16 protein-coding genes and 1 tRNA gene are annotated in these 23,225 nt (G+C 65.5%); 11 read left to right on the forward strand and 6 right to left on the reverse strand.

The features are described 5' to 3' along the window. Positions 1 to 49 precede the first annotated feature (49 nt). A complete protein-coding gene (locus AC1DIO_RS08705) occupies positions 50 to 940 on the reverse strand; it encodes a LysR substrate-binding domain-containing protein (protein ID WP_441507235.1) in 891 nt (296 codons plus the stop codon). A 98-nt stretch (positions 941 to 1,038) separates the two neighbouring features. Between AC1DIO_RS08705 and AC1DIO_RS08710 the strand changes: the two genes are divergently transcribed. The 8 genes from AC1DIO_RS08710 to AC1DIO_RS08745 all read left to right on the forward strand — a co-directional run bounded on the left by AC1DIO_RS08710 (position 1,039) and on the right by AC1DIO_RS08745 (position 13,869). Continuing rightward, positions 1,039 to 2,010: an extracellular solute-binding protein gene (locus AC1DIO_RS08710; RefSeq protein WP_441507234.1), complete on the forward strand. Its 972-nt coding sequence runs from the start codon at positions 1,039 to 1,041 to the stop codon at positions 2,008 to 2,010. Further along, positions 2,007 to 3,152 (forward strand): ABC transporter ATP-binding protein, encoded by a 1,146-nt coding sequence (locus AC1DIO_RS08715; protein ID WP_441507233.1) that lies wholly within the window; start codon positions 2,007 to 2,009, stop codon positions 3,150 to 3,152. Before AC1DIO_RS08710 ends, AC1DIO_RS08715 begins: the two co-directional genes overlap by 4 nt. Continuing rightward, entirely contained in the window at positions 3,149 to 5,272 is a 2,124-nt protein-coding gene (locus AC1DIO_RS08720; RefSeq protein WP_441507232.1) for an ABC transporter permease, read from the forward strand. The genes AC1DIO_RS08715 and AC1DIO_RS08720 overlap by 4 nt, the downstream gene beginning before the upstream one ends. Positions 5,273 to 5,274: 2 nt before the next feature. After that, positions 5,275 to 6,522, forward strand: coding sequence for an aminotransferase class III-fold pyridoxal phosphate-dependent enzyme (locus AC1DIO_RS08725; RefSeq protein ID WP_441507231.1), 1,248 nt, complete (start codon positions 5,275 to 5,277; stop codon positions 6,520 to 6,522). Positions 6,523 to 6,693: 171 nt separating this feature from the next. Continuing rightward, a complete protein-coding gene (locus tag AC1DIO_RS08730; protein ID WP_441490151.1) occupies positions 6,694 to 7,332 on the forward strand; it encodes a CGNR zinc finger domain-containing protein in 639 nt (212 codons plus the stop codon). 152 nt (positions 7,333 to 7,484) lie between these two features. After that, a complete protein-coding gene (locus tag AC1DIO_RS08735; RefSeq protein ID WP_441507230.1) occupies positions 7,485 to 7,970 on the forward strand; it encodes a Pycsar system effector family protein in 486 nt (161 codons plus the stop codon). 125 nt (positions 7,971 to 8,095) lie between these two features. Further along, positions 8,096 to 11,845: a FecR domain-containing protein gene (locus tag AC1DIO_RS08740; protein WP_441507229.1), complete on the forward strand. Its 3,750-nt coding sequence runs from the start codon at positions 8,096 to 8,098 to the stop codon at positions 11,843 to 11,845. Further along, a complete protein-coding gene (locus tag AC1DIO_RS08745) occupies positions 11,845 to 13,869 on the forward strand; it encodes a CHASE2 domain-containing protein (protein WP_476853334.1) in 2,025 nt (674 codons plus the stop codon). Before AC1DIO_RS08740 ends, AC1DIO_RS08745 begins: the two co-directional genes overlap by 1 nt. Positions 13,870 to 14,113: 244 nt before the next feature. Here the strand turns inward: AC1DIO_RS08745 and AC1DIO_RS08750 are convergent. From AC1DIO_RS08750 to AC1DIO_RS08765, 4 genes are all read right to left on the reverse strand, one after another. Then, positions 14,114 to 14,188 (reverse strand) — tRNA-Thr (locus tag AC1DIO_RS08750). A 251-nt stretch (positions 14,189 to 14,439) separates the two neighbouring features. After that, on the reverse strand, positions 14,440 to 15,102 hold the full coding sequence (gene pdeM, locus AC1DIO_RS08755; protein WP_441506134.1) for a ligase-associated DNA damage response endonuclease PdeM: 663 nt from the start codon (positions 15,100 to 15,102) through the stop codon (positions 14,440 to 14,442). Between the two features lie 47 nt (positions 15,103 to 15,149). Further along, positions 15,150 to 17,639 carry a ligase-associated DNA damage response DEXH box helicase gene (locus tag AC1DIO_RS08760; protein WP_441506022.1) on the reverse strand — a complete coding sequence of 830 codons (2,490 nt, stop codon included), beginning with the start codon at positions 17,637 to 17,639 and terminating at the stop codon, positions 15,150 to 15,152. A gap of 80 nt (positions 17,640 to 17,719) precedes the next feature. Further along, positions 17,720 to 18,676, reverse strand: a complete 957-nt coding sequence (locus AC1DIO_RS08765) for a class I SAM-dependent DNA methyltransferase (protein WP_441490147.1) — start codon at positions 18,674 to 18,676, stop codon at positions 17,720 to 17,722. Positions 18,677 to 18,718: 42 nt separating this feature from the next. Between AC1DIO_RS08765 and AC1DIO_RS08770 the strand changes: the two genes are divergently transcribed. Next, entirely contained in the window at positions 18,719 to 19,762 is a 1,044-nt protein-coding gene (locus tag AC1DIO_RS08770; protein WP_476853335.1) for a ligase-associated DNA damage response exonuclease, read from the forward strand. Between the two features lie 16 nt (positions 19,763 to 19,778). Here AC1DIO_RS08770 and AC1DIO_RS08775 read toward each other — a convergent pair whose 3' ends face one another. Then, entirely contained in the window at positions 19,779 to 20,561 is a 783-nt protein-coding gene (locus AC1DIO_RS08775) for an SGNH/GDSL hydrolase family protein (RefSeq protein ID WP_441490145.1), read from the reverse strand. A 155-nt stretch (positions 20,562 to 20,716) separates the two neighbouring features. On the opposite strand from AC1DIO_RS08775, the gene AC1DIO_RS08780 reads away from it, so the two are divergent. Further along, the gene (locus AC1DIO_RS08780; RefSeq protein ID WP_441506024.1) at positions 20,717 to 22,351 is read left to right on the forward strand and encodes a cisplatin damage response ATP-dependent DNA ligase; all 1,635 of its coding nucleotides are present in this window, start codon (positions 20,717 to 20,719) and stop codon (positions 22,349 to 22,351) included. A 174-nt stretch (positions 22,352 to 22,525) separates the two neighbouring features. Beyond that, positions 22,526 to 23,206, forward strand: a complete 681-nt coding sequence (locus AC1DIO_RS08785; RefSeq protein WP_441490143.1) for a response regulator — start codon at positions 22,526 to 22,528, stop codon at positions 23,204 to 23,206. Positions 23,207 to 23,225 lie beyond the last annotated feature (19 nt).

Raw genomic sequence — 23,225 nt, forward strand, 5'->3', positions numbered from 1 at the left:
CGCAGCGCAGGGCAGCCCTTGAGCGGCCCGGCCCCAGCCGGGCTGCGATCTACAGGCGGCGATCGGCCGCTCCTCCCTTGAAGGCCGCGAGCGCGATGGCGACGAAGGCGCCGACGCTTCCGAGGCTGCGGGTCTCCCGGCGCGTGACCAGATACTCTCCGGCCATGACATCGAAGTCGCGGACGGTCAGCGCGCGCAGCCGGGGGTCGAAGCCGCGCTCGCGGTCGAGCACGATTCCGACGCCGATGCCGGCCGCTACGGCCTCCTTGACCGCCTCCCGGCTGCCAAGGATCAGATGCGGCGTGATCTCGATGCCGTGGTCGGCCAGCGCCGTCTCGAAGAGATGGCGGGTCATTGAGCCGGCCTCGCGCGTGACGAGGCGCTGACCCACCAGTTCGGCTGCCTCGACCTGGCTGCGCTCCCACCAGGGATGGCCGGCATGGACCAGGATCTCCAGCCGCTGATCGAGCAGAAAGTTGCAGGCAAAATCCGGATGCGGCTCGCGCAGGGTCGCGATGCCGATGTCGACGCGGTGCTGCGCGACGAGGTCCAGCAGGTTGCTGGAATTTTCGAGCCGCAGGTCGAGCTGCACTCCCGGATGCTCGACGGCAAAGCGCTTCAGGATCGGCATCGCCACATAAGGCGCGCATAGACCGATGGAGAGATGACCCACGGCAAGGCTGCGGCCGTTGCTCATCCGGGCTGAGATATCGTCGAGCATGAGGATTGCCTGCCGGACTCTCGGCAACAGGTCGAGTGCGTCCGGCGTCAGTTCTACACCGCCCGCCATGCGCAGGAACAGGCGCGTCCCGACGGCATCCTCAAGGGATTTCACGTGCTGGGTGATCGCAGGCTGGCTGACGCCCAGCGCCTGGGCGGCGGCTGAGAACGTGCGATGGCTCGCGACGGCGTGGAAGGCACGGAGTTGGGACAGGTTCATGGGGCGGGCCGGCGTTAGAATAAGTGAAGCTTCATTTCAGTGTCACACAATTTAGCAACACTTATATCACGACAGCTCCTAAAGGCACGGAGACATTCATGCCAAGCCCCAGCATCAAAGGCCTCACACGGATCGCCGCCATCGCGGCGGCGGCGTTCACCCTGGCAGGCGGCGCCGCACACGCCAGGGAGGTCGTGATCTACAACGCCTCCGACAGCGTCAACACCGCGCTGGTCGGCGCCTTCAAGAAAAAGCATCCCGATATCGAGGTGAAGTTCGTATCGGGTTCGACCGGCCCGATCGCCGAACGCGCGATCGCCGAGAAGGCCAAGCCCCAGGCCGACGTCGTCTATCTCGTCAACAACGCCGCTCTGGAGCAACTCAAGCAGGCCGGCGTATTCGAGCCCTACGAGCCGAAGGGCTCGAAGATCCTGCCCGCCTTCCGCGACGCTGATGGTTTCTACAACAAGTACTTCGCCACGACGATGTGCATGGTCGTCAACAAGGAACGGTTGGCGCAGAAGGGCCTGCCGATGCCCGCGACCTGGGAAGACCTGATCAGGCCGGCTTATCGCAAGGAGATTTCGCTGCCGTCGCCGCTCAAATCGGGCACCGGCGGCGCCATCCTCACCACTTTCGTCGACGCTTTCGGCTGGCCGTTCGTCGAGAACCTGAACGAGAACGTCTACCAGTATTCCGATGGAGGTTCCGGTGGCGCGCAACTGGCCGGCGCGGGCGAAGTCGCGATCGGCCTGACCTTCGATACCACCTGTTTCGAGACCAAGGCCTCGGGCAAGCCGGTCGAGATCGTCTATGGCCGGATCACGCCCAACGTCACCGAGGGCGGTGGTCTCGTTGCCGGCGGTCCCAACCCGGCCGAGGCCAAGGTCTTCCTCGATTTCATGGCGAGCGACGATGCCGCCGCTGTGCTCGGCAAGGTGGTGGGCGCGACCGCGGTGCCCGGGCACGGTCTGGTCGATCTGAAGCAGATCACGCTCTGGCAGATGCGCCGCCCCGTCGACATGACAGCGTTCCGGCGCGAATTCGCCAGCCGCATCCTCAAGCAGTGACGGATTTGGCCACCGTGATCGAACTGGCGGCCTCGCCCTTTGCCGCAGAGCGACCGGCCCTCGTGAGGGGCCGGCCGCATCTGGCCGTGCGCGACATCGTCAAATCCTATGGCGGTTCCGCCCGGGCGGTCGATGCCGTCTCGCTCGATCTCGCCAAGGGAGAATTCGTGACCCTTCTCGGCGATTCCGGCTGCGGCAAGACGAGCTTGCTCCGGATCATCGCCGGCTTCGTGCGGCCGGATGGCGGGCGCGTCCTGCGCGCGGAGCAGGATGTCACCGACATGGCTCCAGCGCGGCGGCGCATGGGCTTCGTCTTCCAGTCCTATGCGCTGTTTCCGACGAAGACCGTCGCCGAGAATATCGGTTTCGCGCTCATGATCGCCTCGCGCGGCCGCGATGAACGGGAGCGCCGCGTCGTCGAATTGGCACGACTCGTCGAGATGGAGCGACTACTCGAACGCTATCCGCACGAATTGTCGGGCGGTCAGCAGCAGCGCGTCGCACTGGCGCGCGCGCTCGCATCCGATCCCGAGGTGCTGCTGCTCGACGAGCCGATGTCGGCACTCGATGCTCGCATCCGCGTCAAGCTGCGTAACGAGCTGCGGTCGATCATCGACAGGCTCGGCATCACAACCCTCTATGTGACGCATGATCAGGAAGAAGCCCTGGCCCTGTCCGACAGGGTCGCGGTGATGTGCAACGGACGCTTCGAGCAGATCGGCACGCCCGCGGAAATCTATCACCGCCCCGGTTCCCTCTTCGTCGCGCAGTTCATCGGCGTCTCGAACCTGATCGAAGGGCATGCGGTGGCCGGCGGCGTGGACGCCTATGGCGAGATCTGGCCCATGGCGCTCCCGCCCGATATCCGATCCGGCGAACGCGTCACCGCTGTCTATCGGCCCGAGCATATTGGGGTCGCCTCAGCTGCCCACCCTGGGGTAAGCGGGCTCCCTGGGCGGATCGCGGGCGCGGCCTTCCTTGGTGCCGTCGTGCGCCTCACCGTGACGCTGGACTCCGGGCGGACCGTCATTGCCGATTGCCCGTCGCACGAGGCTGAGCGGATCGGCACACGCGGCGCGCCGGTCATCGTCATGCCAGATGCTCGGCGCGCGGCGCTGATACCGGCGCGGGGCCGGTCATGACGCGCCTGCTGCGCCAAGTGCCGCGTGCACTCGCGAGCGGCGTCGTCACGCTGCTGCTGCTGGTCTTCATCGGCGTGCCGATCGGCGCCGTGCTCGTCAATAGCTTCGTCATCTCCGGTCCGATGCCTCTGGTGCGCCTGAAGGCGGTCACGGTCGAGGCCCTGGACCAGCTACCGACGGAAGACAGGGCAATCCTGATGCGCCGCTGGAGCGAGACGGCGACCGAGCCGGAACGCGTCGAAGGGAGCGCTGCGGCCTTCCGGCTCGCCGGGCTCACCCCGCCCTGGGATCGCACCGCGCCCTATTCCGAACAGGCTCAGGCGATGCAGGCCGCACTCACCGCCCTTGGGCCGCAGGACAGGGCCGAGGTGGCCGACAATCAGGCGCTCGCGCATGTGATGTTGCACAAACGGACTGCGCTCGCCTTCAGGGTGAAGAGCTTGATCGGCCAGCAGGCGTTCGACACGCTGCGCAATGGCTCCGAGGAGCGCTGGGGGCTCGACCACTACCTGAAGGTCTTCCAGGATTCCTATCTTCGAAACGCTGCATTCAATAGCCTGACGCTTGCCGGCCTGTCGGTGGTCTTCACGGTGCCCCTGGCGTTTGCGTTGGCTTACGGCATCAATTGCGGCGGCGTGCCCTGGCCCTCTGTGATGAGAGGCGTCTTCCTGATGCCGCTGGTCGCACCACCGGTGCTGATCGCGACCGCGACCGTGATGCTGTTCGGCCGGCGCGGGCTGGTGACGCATTCGCTGCTCGACCAGGGCCTCGGGCTGATCGACGCTGATGAGAGCAATCTCTACGGTCTTCTCGGCGTCGTGCTGGCACAGACATTGTCCTTCATGCCAGCGACGCTGATCATTCTCGACAACGTCCTGCGCCGGCAGGACGGGCGCATCGACGAGGCCGCAGCCGGACTTGGCGCTGGTCACTTCACCACCTTTCGCCATGTCACGCTGCCGCTGGCCTTGCCCGCGATCAAACGCGCGATCGTGCTCGTCTTCATCATGAGCCTGACGGATTTCGGCAATCCGCTGATTCTCGGCCGGGATACCCCTGTTCTCGCCGGGATCGTCTATGACGAGATCACCGCCTACAGGAATACGCCGCTTGCCGCCGCGCTTTGTGTCTGGCTGATCATCCCCTCGCTGCTGCTCTATCTCGGCCTCGAGCTGTTCGGGCGCCGCAAGGGCTACTCGAGCGCGAGCATCGCGGGGCGCTCCGAGCTGCCCATGCCGCGCTCCTGGCGCATCGGCCTGGCCACGCTGGCCGGGATGGTGGGCGCGCTCATCTTCGCGGTCTACGGCACCATGGCGCTGGGTGCTGTGACAAAGGTCTGGGGCACCGACTGGAGCCTGACGCTCGGCCATTTCACGGGAGAAGGCGCAAAGGTCGGCCTTGCCGGCACGGGCTATGGCAGCTCCGAGCGCGGTCTCGAACTCGTCTGGGAAAGCCTGCGTATCGGTGTGATCGCGGGCCCGGTGGGTGGATTGTTCGCCGTGGTGATCGCCTATGTCGTCGAGCGCCTGCGGCCGCCGGGCGCCAACCTCATCGTCTTCCTCGTGCTGGTGCCGGCGATCCTGCCCGGCATCATCTTCGGCATCGGTTATATCGTCGCCTTCAACATCCCCTTCGGCATTCCGAGCCTGTCGCTGACCGGCACCTCAGCGATCCTCGTCGTCAATATCCTGTTCTCGAACATCTTCGTCGGCGTGCTGGCCGCCCGCGCAGCCCTGCAGCGCGTGGACGGTTCCATCGACGAAGCAGCAGAAAGTCTTGGCGCCGGCCTCGTCCTGCGCTTCCTGAACGTCACGCTGCCGATCTTGCTGCCGGCCCTGCTGCTCGGCATGCTCTATGTCTTCATCGACGCGCTGACGACACTGTCCTCGGTCATCTTCCTGGTCTCCGGCAACCACAAGCTCGCTTCGGTGGCGATCTTCAACCACGCCAGCTCTGGTGAATTCGGCTATGCCGCCGCCAAGAGCCTCGTCCTGCTGGCCTTCGCGCTCGCCGCCATCGGCCTCGCAAGATTGATCGAAAAGCGCAGGGAGCCTGGTCGGCACCGGCTCTCGCCACTGCGTTGGCTGACGTTGCCGCGCTTCTCAGCATTCTCGAAATGACGATGGCCATGGAAGACAATCTCGTATCGCGCGACGCAACTGCCTTCTTCCACCAGAAGGGATCGAGCCCCTGTTTGTCGGCACTGCGGGCCGCGGAGGGCATCTGGCTCGAGGATAGCGAGGGGCGCCGCTTCATCGACCTGCACGGCAACACCGTCCACCATATCGGGCATGGTCACCCCGAGGTGATCGCGGCGTTGAAGCGTCAGCTCGATACGCTGCCCTTCGCGCCGCGCCGCTTCACCAACGAACCCGCAGTTGGGCTGGCCGAGAAGCTGCTGGCGTACTGGCCCGGTGCGCGGGCCAAGGTTCTCTTCGCGACCGGCGGTTCGGACGCCATGGAGATCGCCCTGAAGCTGGCGCGCGTGACGACGGGCCGCCACGAGACGATCTCGCTGGAAGGCTCCTATCACGGGCACGGCTTCGGCGCTTTTGGCCTGTCGAAAGCCGCAGCGGACCCGCGCCTCGGCCCCTTCCTGCCGGGGCGTCGGCACGTGACGCCCTATTGGGCGCCGGACGGCGCGCAGCGCATGCTCGCGGAGATGCGCGAAGCTCTTGGGAGGTCCGAGACCGGCATCGCGGCCGTTGTCGCTGAGCCGATCCGTTCCAACTGCCATGTCCCGCCGGACGGGCTCTGGGCCGAAGTGCGCGATCTCTGCAACCGGCACGGCGCACTGCTGATCTTCGACGAGATTCCATCAGGCCTCGGCAAGACCGGCCGCTTCTTCGCCTTTGAACATGTCGGCGCCATACCCGACGCGGTGGTGCTCGGTAAGGCGCTGGGTGGTGGGCTCCTGCCGATCGCCGCCGTCATCGCCGACGCGCGGCTGGACATCGCCCCCGAGCTCGATCTCGGTCACTACACGCATGAGAAGAACCCGCTCACCACGCGAGCCGCCCTGACCATGATCGATATCGTCGAGCGTGACGGGTTGGTGCGGCGCGCTGCCGAGCTTGAACGGCGCATCAGGTCGCGCATCGCCGCTCTCGCAAGCGAGGCCCCCGCCATTCTCGGCGTACGAGGGTGCGGATTGCTGCTCGCCATCGAGTTCGACCCCGCCGCTTTCGGCATGAATCCCGGCCCGGCATTCGCGGCCAGGCTCGTGTCGCGCTGTTTCGAGTTCGGCCTTTCGACGACGTCCAAAGGGCCGGCCAGCATCGGCTTTTCTCTGCCCATGACCGTGACCGATGCCGAACTCGAACTGTGTTTCGAACGGCTCGAAAGGGTGGCCGCGGCGCCTCCTTGCTGAAATCGCACTGCTGTCGCAGCGTACCTGCAAGATGCCGCGTCCGGTCTGCGGGAGGGCCAGCAACATGGTCAGAGGCATCCCCGAGGGCAAGTGTCCCGCTGGCTCTCCGCTACGGGAGGGAGCGCGAGGAAAGCGCTTGATAGAACCTTTTAAACGGGTATAGGCGGTTACATGGATGCCAACGACCTGCCGCCCCCCAGCCGCGCTGTGAGTTTGCCGCTTATCGCCAGCGAGCTCGCCTTCGATTTTGTCAATTCTGTCGCGGATCGGGGAGGGACGCAGCATGCCGAGTATCTGCATAACGGGGCCGATATCGTCCTCTGGGCGCATCTCGCAAAACTGCTTAGTGACACGGACAGGGATGCGGCCCTGGCAATGGTCGCTGCCGACGAGGTTCTCGCTTCCCGGCTGCTGAGCGAGGCCCATGCGCTTCGGGAAACCGTCTACGAGATCGGCGCGGCATTGGCCCGGCGCGATACGCCGCGGGAGGAGGATCGCGCGGCGTTGACGGCGGTTCATGCCCATTGCCTGAGCCGGGCGCGGCTCTCGACCTCAGGCGGTGGATTCGCCTGGACATGGGACCCCTACACGGCCCTCGTGGAGGCGGTGCTCGGGCCGATTGCGCTCTCGGCTCTCACCGTGATGACCCAGCAAGATCTCGCGCGGGTCAAGCGCTGCGAGGGAGACCATTGCGGCTGGCTCATGTTCGACACGACCAAGAATCGGCGGCGACGCTGGTGCGAGATGGAGGTTTGCGGCAACCGCGCGAAAATGCGCGCGTTTCGAGCCCGGAAGTTCGAAGCCAGCTGAAGCTGTATTCCAACCGAAGACGTCCTGGCGCCTGATGCCGCGATGGAATGAGCAACGATGCCGATCTCTCTCGCACGTCGGGTCGATACTGAGAGTACTTGCGCGTGATTGTGGATTGACGCAAAGGGACTTGGTGGGGGCGAGGGCAGAAAATGGCTGAGGACTGGGTCAGGGAGCGGGCCGAGAAGTCGCTTTCGCAGATGATCGACTGGATCGGGCGGCATGATAGCCGCAGCGCCGGGCTGATGGGCATCACAGTTGCTATGATGGGCGCGCTCTCGGCTGCAACGCCTGCCGTAAAGCAATGGAACGGCATTTTTATGTTTGCCCTGGCCGTTGCGGCGGGCGGGTTCGCGACGGTTCTGTACCAGTTGATGCGCGGGCAGATTCCTCGCCTGCGGGCTGGAAAACCATCGCTCTCCTTTTTCGGTACTGTCGCAGGCCTCCCGCAGGACGAGTTTCGTTCTCGCTTCGTCAAGATGACGGAAGAAGAATACCTCGATGACGTGTTGAACCAGTGTTACGTCAACGCCCGGATACTGCGTTCGAAGTTTCGCTGCCTCAAGCGGGGGCTGATTGCACTCTTGTTGACTGCCGTCCCGTGGACATGGGCCATATCTTTGGCCAAGTCACTTTAATCGGAGCTTGGAAATCTTCTCCGGCATGTTGCCTAAAAGGCACAGCCGGACGGTAGGTCATCCCCTAATACCTGTAACCAGCAAAAGCTAGTTAGACGGTTTTGGATTGCTCCGGGGGCTTCACCATGTTCCGCCGCGTCGTTCGCCGGGGATTTGCCGGCCTCATGGTTGTGGCCGCAACGTCGACGGCGGGATCGGCCCAGGAGCCTGTACCGCGATCGACGCCTCGCGCCGGCGCCATCGTCTCCGCAAAGGGGGGCGAGGAACTCCAGCTGCAGCGAGAGCCGCGCTGGCACCCGGCCGTCGTGCGCCAGGACGTGGTTGGTGGCGATACGCTGCGTACCGGTGAGATCGGGACGCTCGGCATCACCTTTCAGGACCAGACGACGATCCGCGTCGGGCGCCAGTCGACGCTCGTCGTCAACCAGGTCGCAGCGGCGACGGGCACGACCGAATTGACAGTGCCGAATGGCAATGTCTGGGCTCGTGCCTCGCGCGGCGGTACTGGCGTGACCGTGAAGACGCCGGCCGCCTCGGCCGCGATCCGCGGCACCGACTGGTCGCTGTCGGTCCAGGGCGACCGCACGTCGCTGGTCGTGCTGGAAGGCACAGTCGAGTTCAGCAACCCCCAGGGCTCGGTCACGGTCCAGCAAGGCGAAGGCGCAACGGCGCGTATCGGAGAACGTCCGACCAAGACCGTTCTGGTCAGGTCCGACGATCGCGAGCAGATGCTGTTCTACATGGAGCTGCGCGGCCTGTTCCGTGGCCTGCCGGCGACCCGCCTCGACGGTGCGGCACGGCGCAGCGAGCGCGCGCGGCTCGCCGCCATCCCGATCCCGGCGCGCACGACTGAGGATTGGGTCGCGATTGCGGAAAATGGCATGGGTCATGATCCGCGCGAGATCGTGCTGCAGGCGGTGGCGGAGGCGCGCCGGCGCCTCGGCCAGCGTCCGGCTTTCATCCCGGGCCCGGACGAGGACTGGACTGCGGCGCGGCGCGGTACGGGCGAGACGCAGGCGAACCGTTCCAGCCAGAGCGCCCGCCTCGATCTCGTCGAGGCGATGCTCGCGGGTTCGGCCAAGCGCTACAAGGAAGCAGCCGCGCTGTTCGCGCGGGCGGCACGTGGCACGACGGGGCGCCAGCAACTGACGGCGCGATGCGGTTATTACGCCGCCGCCACGATGGCCGAACCCAAGCGCGTGCTGCCAATGCCACGCGTCGGTGGAGCGGACCAGAATGTCTGTGCCGCCTATGTCATGGGCTTCGGCAAAGGCCTGGAAGAGGCGGCAAACGTGCTGCGTCAGACGGAGAAGGCGGCGCCCCGCCACCTGCTCTCCTCGATGGTGTCGGCGCAGGTCTCGTTGCTCCTGAACCGACGCGACGAGATGCGGGCCACCGTCGAGCGCATGCGCACCATCGATCCCGACAGCCCCGAGACGCTGCTGGCCTCCGGTTACCTCAAGAGCAGCATCGACAGCGATCTCGATGGGGCCGTTGCCGATTTCACGCGCGGCACGGAGGTCGCTCCCGGCGAGGCCACGCTTTGGAACGGCCTTGGCCTCGCCGAGAGCGCCCGCGATGCGCCGCTTGAGGCCGAGCGTGCCTTCCGGCGGGCTATCGCGGTCGATCCCGATGATCCTGTTGCCTATGCGAATCTCGCCACTCTCTTGCTCGACCAGAGCCGCGTCGATGAAGCCGGAAGGCTGATCGAGAAGGCACTGGCGCTCGATCCCTCGCTCGATGCCGCCTACACCGCCAAGGGGCGCTACTACCTGCAGAAGGGCGACATGGCGAAGGCGCTGGAGTTCACGCTCGCCGGAAGCGCCGCCAATCCAGCTGACGCGCAGAGTCTGCTCGCGGTCGCCATTGCCCAATATCAGAGTGGTGACCTGGAAGTGGCTGGCCAGGCGCTCGACAATGCCGACCGTCTCGACAAGAACGATCCCATCATATCCATCACCCGGACTGCCATCGCCGTCGACCAGCTCGAGGCCGATGCCGCCATCATCAATGCGCGCGAGGCTGTGAGACGCTATCGCAACCGTGGGGGCTATTTCGCGGCGCTGGCGACGACGAAGACCGGTGGTTCCTATCTCGGGCAGGCCTATCGCCTGCTGAGCCTCGAGGATTGGGGGCGCTATTACACCGACCGCGTCGCCGATCCGTTCAGCGCCACGAGCTATTTCGACCAATCGGCAGCGCGCCGCGCCCGGCCGCTCTTCGCCCGCCCGACGCTCGACCAGATCGAAGGCGGTACCGCCGATGTCGCCGGCAACCTCATCCTGCAGGGCTTGTTCTTCGATCCGCTGGCGGTCTCCGGCCGTATCGGCCGCATCGATCTGCTGCGCCGGCCCTTCATCGACATCGAGTTCGGCGGCTCTCTCATACGCCGCAACGGCCGCAACGGCTGGCAAAGCGAGGCCATGGTCCAGGCCTTCAGCAACGAGCCGGTGCCGACATCGGTTTCCCTGTCCTATAACCGGATCGACACGGGCAATCGCCGCGGCCGGGCCGGCGGCGAAGACGGCCAGTCGGCGGCGGCATTCGTCGGTATCGCGCCCAGTGCGGCCGATCGCTTCCTGCTCTGGGGCACGGTGAACTCAGCCAAGCCGGATCTGATCGCTCCGGCGATCAACCTCTTCGACGCTGATACCAATTCCGTGAAGACCTATCAGGCCGGCGCCGGCTGGAGCCACACATTCGGCTACCGCAACGTGCTGACCGGTGCAGTGGTCGCGACCGGGGCTGATCAGTCACAGCGTCGGACTGTGACGAATGCCGCCGTCATCGACGATCCAACCTTCGGGCCGTTCTTCCTGTCGCTCGACACGCGCGAGCGGAAGGACACGAAGGTCGATTCAGTCACGGCCGCGCTCAGCCATACCTTCGGCTTCGGCGATTTCACCTTGCGCAGCGGCCTCGAAGGCCAGAGCGGACGCATTCGCAGCTTCATCGCGCAAGGCGCGACGCTGTCCATTCCCCTCATTTCGTTCCTGGAAAGCAACGACACCTTTGACGGCACCCGCAGCAATTTCACGGCCGGTCGCGCCTATACCAATCTGCAATGGCAGCCCTCCGACAAGATCCAGATCGAGGGTGGCATCCAGCTGCTCGGCGCCGATATGGGGCCGTCGCGGTCCAAGACCTATGCCGATCCGCGCATCGGCATAGGTTTCTCCCCGATCGATAACCATTGGCTGCGCGCGGCCTGGCGGCGCGACACCGAGTTGCCGAACGGGTTCACATTGTCACCGGTGACCACGGTGGGGCTGGTTCCGAACGCCCTGCCGGTCCAGCTCGGCGGCAACAAGGAAACGGTGGCGCTGCGCTGGGACGCCGAATGGACCCAGAACATTTTCACCGCAGTCGAGTACCAGAACCAGCGAGCCCGAAACCTGCGGCTCGATTTCCCCGACACGCTCGACAGCTTCGACCTGAACAAGGCCAGGATCGACTATGTCACGGCGACCGCGAATATCTGGCTGACGCATGGCATCGGCGTCTTCGGCACCATCGGCATGGCCAATTCCAGTACGATCGACGCGAACGGCCTGGAAGTCGACGTGCCGTTCGTGCCGCGTCGCTTCGCGCGCGCCGGGCTGACTTTCGTCCATCCCAGCCGCATCAAGTTCTCGGTGATCGAGAACTATATCGGTGAGCGCTACGACAGTCCCGGCGGCGTCAAGCTCGATCCTTTCTGGACCACCGACCTCGCGGCCAGCTACGAAACGCCGGATCGGCGCTTTCTGCTGGGACTCTCCCTGCTCAACGTCTTCGACAGGCGCTACGAGCAGGTCGCCGCGCGCGTCGGCACCAGCGAAGCGATCCTCGGTGCGGGCCGCACGATTGCCGGCTCGCTCAAGGTCCGGTTCTGATGGCGCGCGCAGCGCCTGCTCAAGGCCGGGTCGCCGCGGCTCTGCTTCACCGCTACAGGGCCCTGCAGATCGAATTGCGCGGGCGCCCCCGCCTGCGCAACATTTTACTGGCAGCGCTGGTTTCGCTTCTCATCGTGCCGCTGCATGGCCGCGCCGGCATCAGGATCGTCGAGGCCAGGGTCTTCGATATCCTGACCATGATCGCCCCGCCCCAGCCGGATCAGCCCGGGGCCGTGATCGTCGCAATCGATGAGCCGTCCTTCGCCGAATTGTCCGAGCGCTGGCCCTGGTCGCGCGCAACTCACGCCCGCCTGGTCCAGAGCCTGAAGCAGGCAGGCGCGAAGGTCATTGGCCTCGATATCATCTTCTCGGAACCGTCGGGTGAAGCCGCCGATGCCGCTCTTGCCGCTGCGCTCGCACCCGGCATGGTGCTGGCGGCAGATCGCGAAGTCATCGCCATGGACCATGGCACGCAGGTCTCGCTGGTCGAGCCCCTGCCGGCGTTCACGGAAAACGGCGCGGAAACCGGTGTGACCTCCGTCGATCTCGACAGCGACGGCGTCCTGCGGCGAATGCCACGCATCGAAGGCAGCTTTGCCGCCGCGCTCCTTGGCCAGATTGGCGAACCCCTGCCCGCTATCCCCGAGCGTGTCCTGATCCAGTATCTCGGCGGACCACGCACCTATCCGACGGTCTCCTATTATCAGGCGCTCGACCCGGCAGCCTTTCTTCCGCCAGGCCTCCTCAAAGACAAGGTCGTGCTGGTTGGGTTCAACCTGAAGGCGGCCCCGACTGCTGCTTCCGGTGCGAACGATGCGTTTTCCACCCCCTACACCACGAAAACCGGAACACTGACGTCGGGCGTCGAGATCCACGCGACCCTGCTCGATAATCTCAGGCATGGGCTCTGGATCAGACCCGCACCACTCAGCGCGATCGCAGCCGTCGTCCTGGTTTGCTCCCTGATCGGCTGCGGCACGGGCTCGGCGGCCATCACCTGGCGCACGGGCGTGATCGCGGCGGCAAGCGTCATTGCCATTGCCGCCGGCAGCTGGCTCCTGCTGCGCTACGGCCGAGTCTGGCTGCCGCCGGTGACGCCGACGCTTGCGGCCTTCATAGGGTTCGGCGCACGCTTTGGCATCGACTACGCCCGCGAGCGCCGGCTGCGCGCCGCCGTTTCGCAGGCTTTTTCCCGCTACGTCACGCCCGATCTGGTCGAGGAACTCGCGCGCAATCCCGATTCGTTGAAGCTGGGCGGCGAGCGGCGCGAGATCAGCGTCCTGTTCTGCGACGTGCGTGGCTTCACCAGCCTGTMGGAGCGCCTGAAAGATGACCCGATCCGGCTGACCAGCATCATCAACCGCCTTCTCGATGCGCTATCGGAACAGGTCCTGGAGGCCCGTGGCACAATCGACAAATATATGGGCGATTGCGTCATGGCATTCTGGAATGCGCCGCTGTCCGATCCGAACCATGCGAGTGCTGCCATCGCCGCCGCGCTAAGAATGTCGCAGGCGGTCGAGCGCTTGAATGGGGAACTCCAGATGGAGGAGCCCGGTCTGCCGCCGCTTGCCGTCGGAGTGGGGGTCAATACCGGCATGTGCGTTGTCGGCAATATCGGGTCGCGCTGGCGTTACGACTACTCTGTTCTGGGCGATGCCGTGAATCTCGCGTCGCGATTGGAGGGCGTGACCAAGGATTACGCGGTGCCGGTCGTCATCGGAGACGGGACCGCGCGCGCGATCGAGGACGCCTTCTTTGTCTTTGAACTCGACCGCATCGCCGTTCGCGGGCGCACCGAAGCGACGCCGATCTTCACGGTGCTGGGCGAGGCAAGCCTGCGCAATACGCCAGAGGGGCAAGCGCTCCTGTCAGCCCAGGCACGACTGCGTCCTGCATTGGCCCAGGGCGACACGATGTCGTCCCTGGCCGAACTCGACGTCATCGCCTCGGTCTGGCCGAGCTTGACGGACTACACTGAGAAGATGCGCGGGGCCGTGACGGCACGCGCAGAGCCTGTCTGACGGTAGCAGCGGTCGCGAGCGCGATGGGAGGACGGAGCGATCAGTCCGTGAGGCTCGGTTTCAGCACAATGTGACGATCTGTGATGGGGTGGCTGTCCGATCGGTATTTCCAAGGGACGGATGCCGGTCCTTGGATATCGGCGATGGCGAGCTGTGAGAACAGGCATACCGGCCGCCCACGTACCGCCAAGCGGGTGTGTAACCCATGCTCACATTGATTTGCGTGATTTCAGGCGTGTTGGGCTGGTGCTGCGAGAGAGGATTGAACTCTCGACCTCTCCATTACCAATGGAGTGCTCTACCACTGAGCTACCGCAGCAGGACCGTAAGCCTTGAAGCGCCGTTCAATCGCGAAATCGGCGATGGCAGGCGCGGCGTCGTTCCGAAGCGGCGTCCTGATGCCACAAGCCCCCGCCGGACGCAACCCGTAGCGGGCAAACAGCATGTGAAAAAGTCGGAACCGGTCCTTCTCGGCGATCCTGCTGCTGTCGAGCACTCCATTGGTAATGGAGAGATTGCTTCAGCTCAGAGCCGGGTGCGCTGGCGCTCTCCGGGAACGATGGCCCCGCATCAGTCCGCCAGCAGCAACTGCCGATCGATCCGGAAGAGCCTGCCGTCGCCGAGCATATGCGCCGTCAGACCGTCGCGAAAAAGCGGACGGAAGGCGGCATCGCGAAGGTTCAGCCCGCCGGCATAGGCGCCCATGGCCGGGAGGATGCAGCGCCGCCCGGAGAGCGCGAAACTGCGGCGACGCAGGGCCCGCCCGCGCATCCTGATCTTGGCCGCCGGGTGGAGATGCCCGGCGATCTCGAAGCCGGCCTCAGCCGCATCGGGTTCGTGGCGCAGCACGACGTCTGCAATCGCGAGGCAGGCCGCAGTTTCGCCGCCCATCGTCCGGCTGATCGCGGGGTCGTGGTTGCCGGTCACCCAGAGCCAGTCACGGCCCTTTTGCAGCAGGTGCAGGGAGCGCAGATCGTCACTGCTGATCCGCTCCTCCGCGCCGCGGTCGTGAAAGCTGTCGCCAAGCGCGATGACGCGCGCTGGAGCGTGACGCAGGATCGCGGCCGTCAGCGTCGCCAGCGTCGTCGCGGAATCATAGGGCGGCAGGAAGATGCCGCGCGCCGCATAGGCCGAGCCTTTTTCCAGATGCAGATCGGCTACGACGAGCGTGCGCTCTTCGGGCAGCCACAGCGCGCCCGAGAGATCGGGGACGATTGCGAGCCGCCCGAGCATGAGTGCTCCCGCCTCACGGGCTGAAAATTCGTTGGTTGCGGGCAGCGTCACGCCATCGCCTCTTCGAGCATCATCGCTTCAGCCTCCGCCAGGATCTCGTCGGCTGCCTCGCCATGAACCGCCTCGCGTCCGATTTCGAGCATTACCGAAACACTGAGCGGCGAAACATGGTCCAGCGGCTGATGCACGATCCGGCCGCTGATTCGTGTCAGCATTTGAGCGAGCCGCTGGATATCGAGCAAGCCTGTTGCAGCGTCGGCCCATGCGGCTTTCAGCAGCACGTGGTCAGGCTCGTGCTGGCGCAGCACGTCGTAGACGAGATCGCTCGACATCGTGACCTGCCGGCCGCTCTTCTCCTGCCCGGGGAAGCGGCGTTCGATCAGCCCGCCAATGATGGCGCAGGCGCGAAAGGTGCGCTTCATCAGAGCCGATTCGGCGAGCCATGCCTCGAGATCGTCGCCGAGCATGTCCTGGGCGAACAGTTCGTCGAGCGAGAGCGCTCCACGGGCGACCGCCGCCGACATGTCGCCCAACGTCCAGACCGCGATACCGTAATCGTTGCAGACGAAGCCGAGCGGTCTCATGCGGGCCCGCTCCAGCCGCCGCGTCAGCAGCATGCCGAGCGTCTGATGGGCGAGGCGGCCCTCGAACGGGTACGCGACAAGATAGAACCGCCCACCGCGCGGAAAGGTCTCGACCAGCAACTCGCCGGGTTTGGGCAGGCGCGACTTCAGCCTTTGCGCATGCAGCCAGGAGGACACCTCGTCCGGCAGCCTGGCCCATTCCTGCGGCGAGGCGAGCATGGCGCGCACGCGGGCCGCGAGGAAGGTCGAGAGGGGGAATTTGCCCCCGGCATAGGACGGGATCTTTGGGTCGGTGCCCGGATTGGTGCGCGAGCAGACGACCTCGTTCTCGGTGATACCCTCGAAGCGGAGCACCTCGCCTGCGAAGACAAAGGTGTCGCCGCTCGTCATCGTCTCCGCGAAATACTCCTCGATCTCACCCAGGATACGGCCGCCGCGGCTCAGCATGCCGGGCTGGCCGGGCCTTGCGCTGCGCAGCCGGCCAAGCCGGACCTTGAGCATGGTCGATTCGACGATGGTGCCGACATTCATGCGATATTGCTGGATCACGCGCGGGTTGCTTGCGCGGAAGAGCCCGTCCTTGCCCCGCCGGAGCTTGGCGAAGCGTTCATAGCTGCGCAGGGCATAGCCGCCGGTCGCGACGAAATTGACCACGGCGTCGAAATCGACCCGCGCAAGGCCGGCATAGGGCGACGCGGTGCGCACCTCCTCGTAGAGCGCGTCCGGAGCAAAACCGTCGGAACAGGCGATGCCGAGCACGTGCTGGGCCAGCACATCGAGCGCGCCGATACGGGGCTCAGGCGTGTCCTGAGCGGCTTCAGCGACAGCGTCGAGGGCGGCGCGGCATTCCAGAAGTTCGAAGCGATTGGAGGGAACGAGCAGGGCCTGCGACGGCTCGTCCATGCGGTGATTCGAGCGGCCGATGCGCTGCATCAGCCGGCTCGCGCCCTTCGGCGCGCCGATATTGATGACCAGGTCGACATCGCCCCAGTCGATGCCGAGATCCAGCGTCGAGGTGCAGACGACGGCCTTCAGCTTGCCCGCGGCCATCGCCGCCTCGACCTTGCGGCGCTGCTGGGCGTCGAGCGAGCCGTGATGCAGCGCGATCGGCAGATTGTCGTCATTGATGTTCCACAGGCCCTGGAACATGAACTCGGCCTGCATGCGCGTATTGACGAAGACCAAGGTCAGGCGGTGATCGCCGATCGCCTTGTAGACGTCGCGAATGGCATGGCCGGTGGTGTGCCCGGCCATCGGCAGGCGGTTGGCGGATTGCAGGATGCCGATCCGCGCGCTTGCCCCGCCCTTGACGGCGACCAGCCCGGCCGAAGTCCCGACCCCGCCGAGATAGCGCTGCAGGTCGGCCGGCTCGCGCACCGTCGCCGAGAGGCCCACAGCCGAGAGTTTTGGCGCGAGTTTGCGCAGCCGCGCCAGGTCGAGCGAAAGCAGGTCGCCGCGCTTCGAGGTGACGAGCGCGTGCAACTCGTCGAGCACGACGCGCCTGAGGCTGGCGAAGAACGGCTTCGCATCCCGGTGCGAGACCAGGAGGGCGAGCTGTTCCGGCGTGGTCAGCAGGATGTCCGGCGGTCGCGCGATCTGCCGGGTGCGCTTGGCGGCGGAGGTGTCTCCCGTGCGGGTCTCGACCGTGACCGGCAGCGCCATCTCCCGGATCGGCGTCTCGAGATTGCGGGCGATGTCGACAGCGAGAGCCTTGAGCGGCGAGATGTAGAGGGTGTGCAGGCCGTCACGGCGGCCATTGCCCTCGCTGAGCTCGACCAGCGAGGGCAGGAAGCCCGCAAGCGTCTTGCCGGCGCCGGTCGGCGCGACGAGCAGGGTCGAGCGCCCGGCGCGCGCCTCTTCCAGCAATGCAAGCTGATGCGGGCGTGCAGTCCAGCCGCGATAAGCGAACCAGTCGGCGAATCCTGGCGGGAGGGAGGCGGCGGGGGCATCCATGCGGGATAGAGATAGGCGGTGCGGGGCGAGAGTGAAATCCCGCCCCTTTGGGCCATGGGACCCTGAGACCTTGCGTTGGCCTAAGCGCGCGCCGCCACCACAACCAGCCCCGGCACCGGCTTCCCGCGGTCCTTCCGCGTGCTTGCGGCCTCCAGCAGGAGCGGCGTCAACCGAGCTTCGGACAACTGCCGCCGGAGCCAGCGTTCGCCATGGGCGAAACGACGATCCTCACCGACGATCACGTCCTCGCCGTCATGATCCTGCACGGTGAAGGCAACCAGGCCCGTGGCTGTCAGAACCCGCGCCGTTTGAGCGAAGGCCGGCGCAAGTTCGCCGAGATAGACGAAGACATCGGCCGCGATGACCAGATCGGCCGACGCATCGCGGCGGCTTGCGAGGAATTCGACGAGGCCCGCCACGGCGAGCTTGTCATAGAGCGGGCCTCCGTCATCGCGTGACTTGGCGCGCGCCTTCTCGATCATCCGGGCCGAGAGATCGCAGCCGGCGAGAAACTCGGTTTCGGCTCTGATCGCTTCGCCCATCAGCCCGGTGCCGCAACCGAGATCGAGTGTCATGGCGAAGGACAGGGCGCGGTTTTGCGCTGCACAGGCCCGCGCAAGTGCGTCCTTCAGCAGGGCTGGACCATGATAGGACAGGGATTCTACGAGGTGACTATCGAAACGTTCGGCGTATTCGTCGAAGAGACGGCCGGAGAATGCATCGGAGGCGGCCAGTTCCGCCGGAATCGCGCCGATGCGCGCGAGATCGAGCCTGGCCCCGAGATGATCCGCATCATCGAGAACCAGGCATTGCCGCCATGCTTCCGCGGCCTCCTCCTTGCTGCCAAGTTTCGCCTTGGCCTTGCCGTAGAGATGCCAGGCCGCGACGAAACCCGGCGCCTCCCCGAGCGTTTGATCGAGGAGATCGACGGCTGTTGCGGCGTCTCCCTCGGAGAGCGCGGCGGCCGCCCATTCATAGCGGCGGTCGAGTCGGGGATCGCCGGACGACGTCGAGAAACGAGGCTGGATTTTTTCCATGAGCGATCGACTTTATCTCACGCCCATGCACCAGACCAGACAATGCGCCCTTCGGAGCTGTTGATCCCGACGCCGGCCGGCCTCTATTGCCCGCTGGCTGACATTCATATCGATCCGGTTCGCCCGGTGACGCGGGCGCTGATCACCCATGGCCATTCCGACCATGCGCGGGCGGGACACGGCGCCGTCCTGGCGACGCGCGAGACGCTGGCGATCATGGCCTTGCGCTATGGCGAGGGCTTTACGCAGAGCCGGCAGGAGGCGGTGCCGGGCGCGATGACGTCGATCGGTCCGGTCGATATCCGCTTCGTCCCGGCAGGGCATGTCCTTGGCTCCGCCCAGATCGTGGTCGAGAGCAAGGGGCTGCGGATCGTCGTCTCCGGCGATTACAAGCGCGAACGCGACCCGACCTGCGCCGGTTTCGAACCGGTTTCCTGTGATGTCTTCATCACCGAGGCGACATTCGGCCTGCCGGTGTTTCGCCATCCGCCGGCCGGTGCCGAAATCGCCAAGCTGCTGGAATCGGTCAGGCTCTTTCCCGAGCGGACGCATATCGTCGGCGCCTATTCGCTCGGCAAGGCGCAGCGTGTCATGGCTCTGATCCGCGAGGCCGGCTACGAGCGGCCCATCTATATCCATGGTGCGCTCGAGACCCTGACGGAGTTCTACGCTTCGGAAGGAGTTCCCGTCGGGGAGACGCGCCTGGTTTCGGCGAGCGATCGGAAGGCGCTGGCCGGAGAGATCGTCATCTGCCCGCCAAGCTCGATTCAGGATCTCTGGGCGCGGAAATTTCCGGACCCCGTGACCGCCTTCGCGTCTGGCTGGATGCGGATCCGGGCGAGAGCGCGGCAGAGGGGCGTGGAATTGCCGCTGATCGTTTCAGATCATGCCGACTGGGGCGATCTTCAGGCAACGATCAGAGAAACCGGCGCCGGCGAGATCTGGGTCACCCATGGTGAGGCCGACGCATTGGTCCATTGGTGCGGGACGGTCGGACTGAACGCGAAGCCGCTGCATCTTGTCGGCTATGGCGACGAGGGCGAGGCCGAAACCGTGAGCGAGACGGCCGATGCCGCGCAGCTCTAGCAGCCGGCAGCCGCCTCTACTGTGCGGCCTGCGCGGTGTGGGAGCGGCCGGGCAGCGTCATGCCGAGCAGCGAGACGGCCATGTCCCGCGCCAGGCAATCGTAACCGGTGTCGCTCATATGGAAGCCGTCACTGGCGAGCACCGCGGCGAACGCATTGGCGTCGCGCCGATGCCAGTCGCGCATCGTGTTGTAGCGCGAGAGAACGGGGATCGAGCGGCTGCGTGCCGTGTCTGCGATGGCCTCGACAAAGCTGCGATACCGTTCGGGATCCTTCACCGTCGGAAAATACTGCGGGTCGAGGATCACGAGACCGGAGCCGGCCTGGCGGACTGCCGTGATGCCGTCGGAGACCATGGCCTCGAAGGCGGCGAGATCACCACCCTGCACCGCATCATTGGTGCCGACCTGCCAGATGACGAGATCATAGCGCCGCTCGCTCAGGGCCCTTTTCAGGCGCGCGATCGTCTGCGGGGCGGTTTCGCCCCCGATCCCGGCATTGGTGACGCTGATGGCGGCATTGGGCCAGCTCTGACCAAGCAGCTTCTGCAGACGGGCGGGGTAGCTCTTGTCCTTGGAGGACGCGCCGATCCCTTCCGTGGAAGACGAGCCGATGGCCAGGATGTCGAGCTTATGCTCGCGGCTGATCTTGGCTGCGACGGCAGGGAGCGGTATCGCCGCCTGCATCATCGGCGTTTCCCGGCATTCAAAGGACGCGGCTGCAGCGCTGCCGATCTGCAACGTTGCGAATGCCAAGGCCACAATGAGATTCACGGCAAAGAACCGCATCGCGGCGCGCATCCCGACATCCTCATGACTGCTCCCTTGGCTGGTAAGGTTTCGTTCATGAATGGAGACTGAACGCCGGTGAATGGCCTGATGAGGGAATTTCGGGACAGGCAGGGCCCCGGCGCCAGCCTTGACGTTTGCCTGAAACTGCTGCGGGGGAGGGCAGGATGAACCGTTTCGCCTGGTTGCTCGACAGGCTTGCCTATGAACCGCGCCGCAATGCGAAGCTCGCGCTGATCGCGGATTACCTGCGCACTACGCCTGATCCGGACCGGGGGCTGGCACTGGCCGCGATGACCGGCGGCCTGGTGTTCCAGAACGCCAAGCCGGGCCTGATCCGGGCGCTGATCGCCGAGCGTACGGACCCGGTGCTGTTTGCGCTATCCTACGACTATGTCGGCGATCTCTCGGAGACCATAGCCCTGATGTGGCCGGCCCGGCACGGTGCGAATGCGGCGCCACACCTGCCCGATGTCGTCTCGGGCCTGCGAAACTCCGGCAAGACGGACTTGCCCCGCCTGATCGCGTCTTGGCTCGATGCGCTCGATGAGACCGGACGCTGGGCATTGCTCAAGCTCATCACCGGCGCATTGCGTATCGGGGTCTCCTCCCGGCTCGCCAAGACGGCAGCGGCGAGCCTCGGCGGTGTCGAGCCCGACGAGATCGAGCAGGTCTGGCACGGGCTGGAGCCGCCCTATGAGCCGCTCTTCGCCTGGCTGGAAGGCAGGGGACCGCGGCCGGCCGCGACGGATCCGGCGCCCTTCCGCCCCGCCATGCTCTCGCACCCGATCGAGGAGGGCGATTTCGACAAGCTCGTTCCGGCGGAGTTCCAGGCCGAGTGGAAATGGGACGGAATCCGCGTTCAGGCGGTCAGCGGCACGCGCGCCGATGGGGCCCGCATCACCCGGCTCTATTCACGGACCGGCGAGGATATCGGCGCCTCCTTCCCGGATGTCACGGAGGCGCTCGTTCTCGACGGCGCACTCGACGGCGAATTGCTGGTGCGCCGCGAGAATGCCGTCCAGAGCTTCAACACGCTTCAGCAACGGCTGAACCGCAAGAGCGTCACCGCGAAGATGCTGGCGGAGTATCCGGCTCATATCCGGGCCTATGACCTGCTCGTCGATGGCGAGGAGGACATTCGCGACTTGCCGCTCGCCGAACGCGGCAAGCGGCTCGTGGCCTTTGTCGCGCGGCTGTCCTCCGCAGTGGTGGATCTGTCACCGCCGATCGCCTTCAGCGATTGGGAGGAACTGGCGGCCGCGCGCGCAGACCCCGAGGCCTCTGGAGCCGGCGTCGATGCCGAAGCCGTCGAGGGCTGCATGATCAAGCGCCTTGATTCGCCCTATTTGCCCGGCCGGCCGAAAGGGTATTGGTACAAGTGGAAGCGGGATGCGCGGCTGGTCGATTGCGTGCTGATGTACGCCCAGCGTGGTCACGGCAAACGTTCGTCCTTCTATTCGGATTTCACCTTCGGCGTCTGGCGAACGACGGAGGAAGGCGAGGAACTCGTGCCGGTCGGCAAGGCCTATTTCGGCTTCACCGACGAGGAGTTGCTGGAGCTCGACCGCTTCGTGCGCCGCAACACGCTGAACCGCTTCGGCCCGGTGCGAGAGGTCACGCATGAAGCCGACAAGGGACTGGTGCTGGAAGTCGCCTTCGAGGGGCTGCAGCGTTCGACCCGGCATAAATCCGGACTCGCCATGCGCTTTCCCCGGATCAGCCGCATTCGCTGGGATAAGCCGCCGCGTGAGGCGGACCGTATCGAGGCGCTGGAGACGCTCCTGCCGGTGCAGGGCTGAAGTGTCGGTCCGGAGTCTAAAGGCGAATATTCTGTTGCGTTGCCGCAAGCGCCATTCTGGTTCACAGGCTTCCGTGCCGGTTTGCAGCGCTCATACCGTCTTATCGGCTTGAAATGCTTGAGCCTGCGCCCGCCTATGGGGCAGAATAGGCAGGGCTGTGGAGGGGATGACAGCATGAACCGGCAAACACCGACGCATATCGTCATCGCAGATGACCACCCGCTCTTTCGCGGCGCCTTGCGTCAGGCCGTATCGCATGCGTTGGAAGGGGCGGAAGTGAGCGAGGTTGGTTCGCTCGAGGCTTTGACGAAAGCGCTGGCCGAGGACGGGGACGCCGATCTCGTCATGCTCGATCTGACGATGCCCGGCGTCCAGGGTTTTTCCGGCCTGCTGTTCCTGCGGGCCGATCACCCGGAAATCCCGGTCATCGTCGTCTCGGCCAATGACGACCCGGCTGTGATCCGCCGTTGCATCGAGTTCGGGGCGCTTGGCTTCCTGCCGAAGACGGCCGAGGTCGAGCAGATGGGCGAGGCCATTCGAGCGGTGCTCGAGGGCAACGTCTGGACTCCGCCGGGGGTCGATCTTTCAGCGCCGGTCGATGCCGAGATCGCCGACATGGTGCGGCGGCTGTCGACGCTGACGCCGCAACAGGTCCGTGTCCTGATGATGCTCTCGGAAGGGCTGTTGAACAAGCAGATCGCCTATGAGCTCGGGGTCTCCGAGGCGACGGTGAAGGCCCATGTTTCGGCCATCTTGACCAAGCTCAATGTCGACAGCCGTACGCAGGCCGTGATAGCCGCCTCGAAGATCGCGGGAACGGCATGGGCGACGGCGGGCGCGTCGGCGACGATCTGAGCGTTCCGATGAGGCGGCT

The sequence above is a fragment of the Allobosea sp. 05T439 genome, assembly GCF_056396005.1.

Coding starts and splice junctions, on each gene's coding strand:
- AC1DIO_RS08770 (WP_476853335.1), top strand. CDS start 18,719: ATGCGCCCTTCGGAGCTGTTGATCCCGACGCCGGCCGGCCTCTATTGC.
- pdeM (WP_441506134.1), bottom strand. CDS start 15,102: ATGCTCGGGCGGCTCGCAATCGTCCCCGATCTCTCGGGCGCGCTGTGG.
- AC1DIO_RS08780 (WP_441506024.1), top strand. CDS start 20,717: ATGAACCGTTTCGCCTGGTTGCTCGACAGGCTTGCCTATGAACCGCGC.
- AC1DIO_RS08725 (WP_441507231.1), top strand. CDS start 5,275: ATGGCCATGGAAGACAATCTCGTATCGCGCGACGCAACTGCCTTCTTC.
- AC1DIO_RS08705 (WP_441507235.1), bottom strand. CDS start 940: ATGAACCTGTCCCAACTCCGTGCCTTCCACGCCGTCGCGAGCCATCGC.
- AC1DIO_RS08720 (WP_441507232.1), top strand. CDS start 3,149: ATGACGCGCCTGCTGCGCCAAGTGCCGCGTGCACTCGCGAGCGGCGTC.
- AC1DIO_RS08710 (WP_441507234.1), top strand. CDS start 1,039: ATGCCAAGCCCCAGCATCAAAGGCCTCACACGGATCGCCGCCATCGCG.
- AC1DIO_RS08760 (WP_441506022.1), bottom strand. CDS start 17,639: ATGGATGCCCCCGCCGCCTCCCTCCCGCCAGGATTCGCCGACTGGTTC.
- AC1DIO_RS08730 (WP_441490151.1), top strand. CDS start 6,694: ATGGATGCCAACGACCTGCCGCCCCCCAGCCGCGCTGTGAGTTTGCCG.
- AC1DIO_RS08740 (WP_441507229.1), top strand. CDS start 8,096: ATGTTCCGCCGCGTCGTTCGCCGGGGATTTGCCGGCCTCATGGTTGTG.
- AC1DIO_RS08785 (WP_441490143.1), top strand. CDS start 22,526: ATGAACCGGCAAACACCGACGCATATCGTCATCGCAGATGACCACCCG.
- AC1DIO_RS08775 (WP_441490145.1), bottom strand. CDS start 20,561: ATGCGCGCCGCGATGCGGTTCTTTGCCGTGAATCTCATTGTGGCCTTG.
- AC1DIO_RS08765 (WP_441490147.1), bottom strand. CDS start 18,676: ATGGAAAAAATCCAGCCTCGTTTCTCGACGTCGTCCGGCGATCCCCGA.
- AC1DIO_RS08735 (WP_441507230.1), top strand. CDS start 7,485: ATGGCTGAGGACTGGGTCAGGGAGCGGGCCGAGAAGTCGCTTTCGCAG.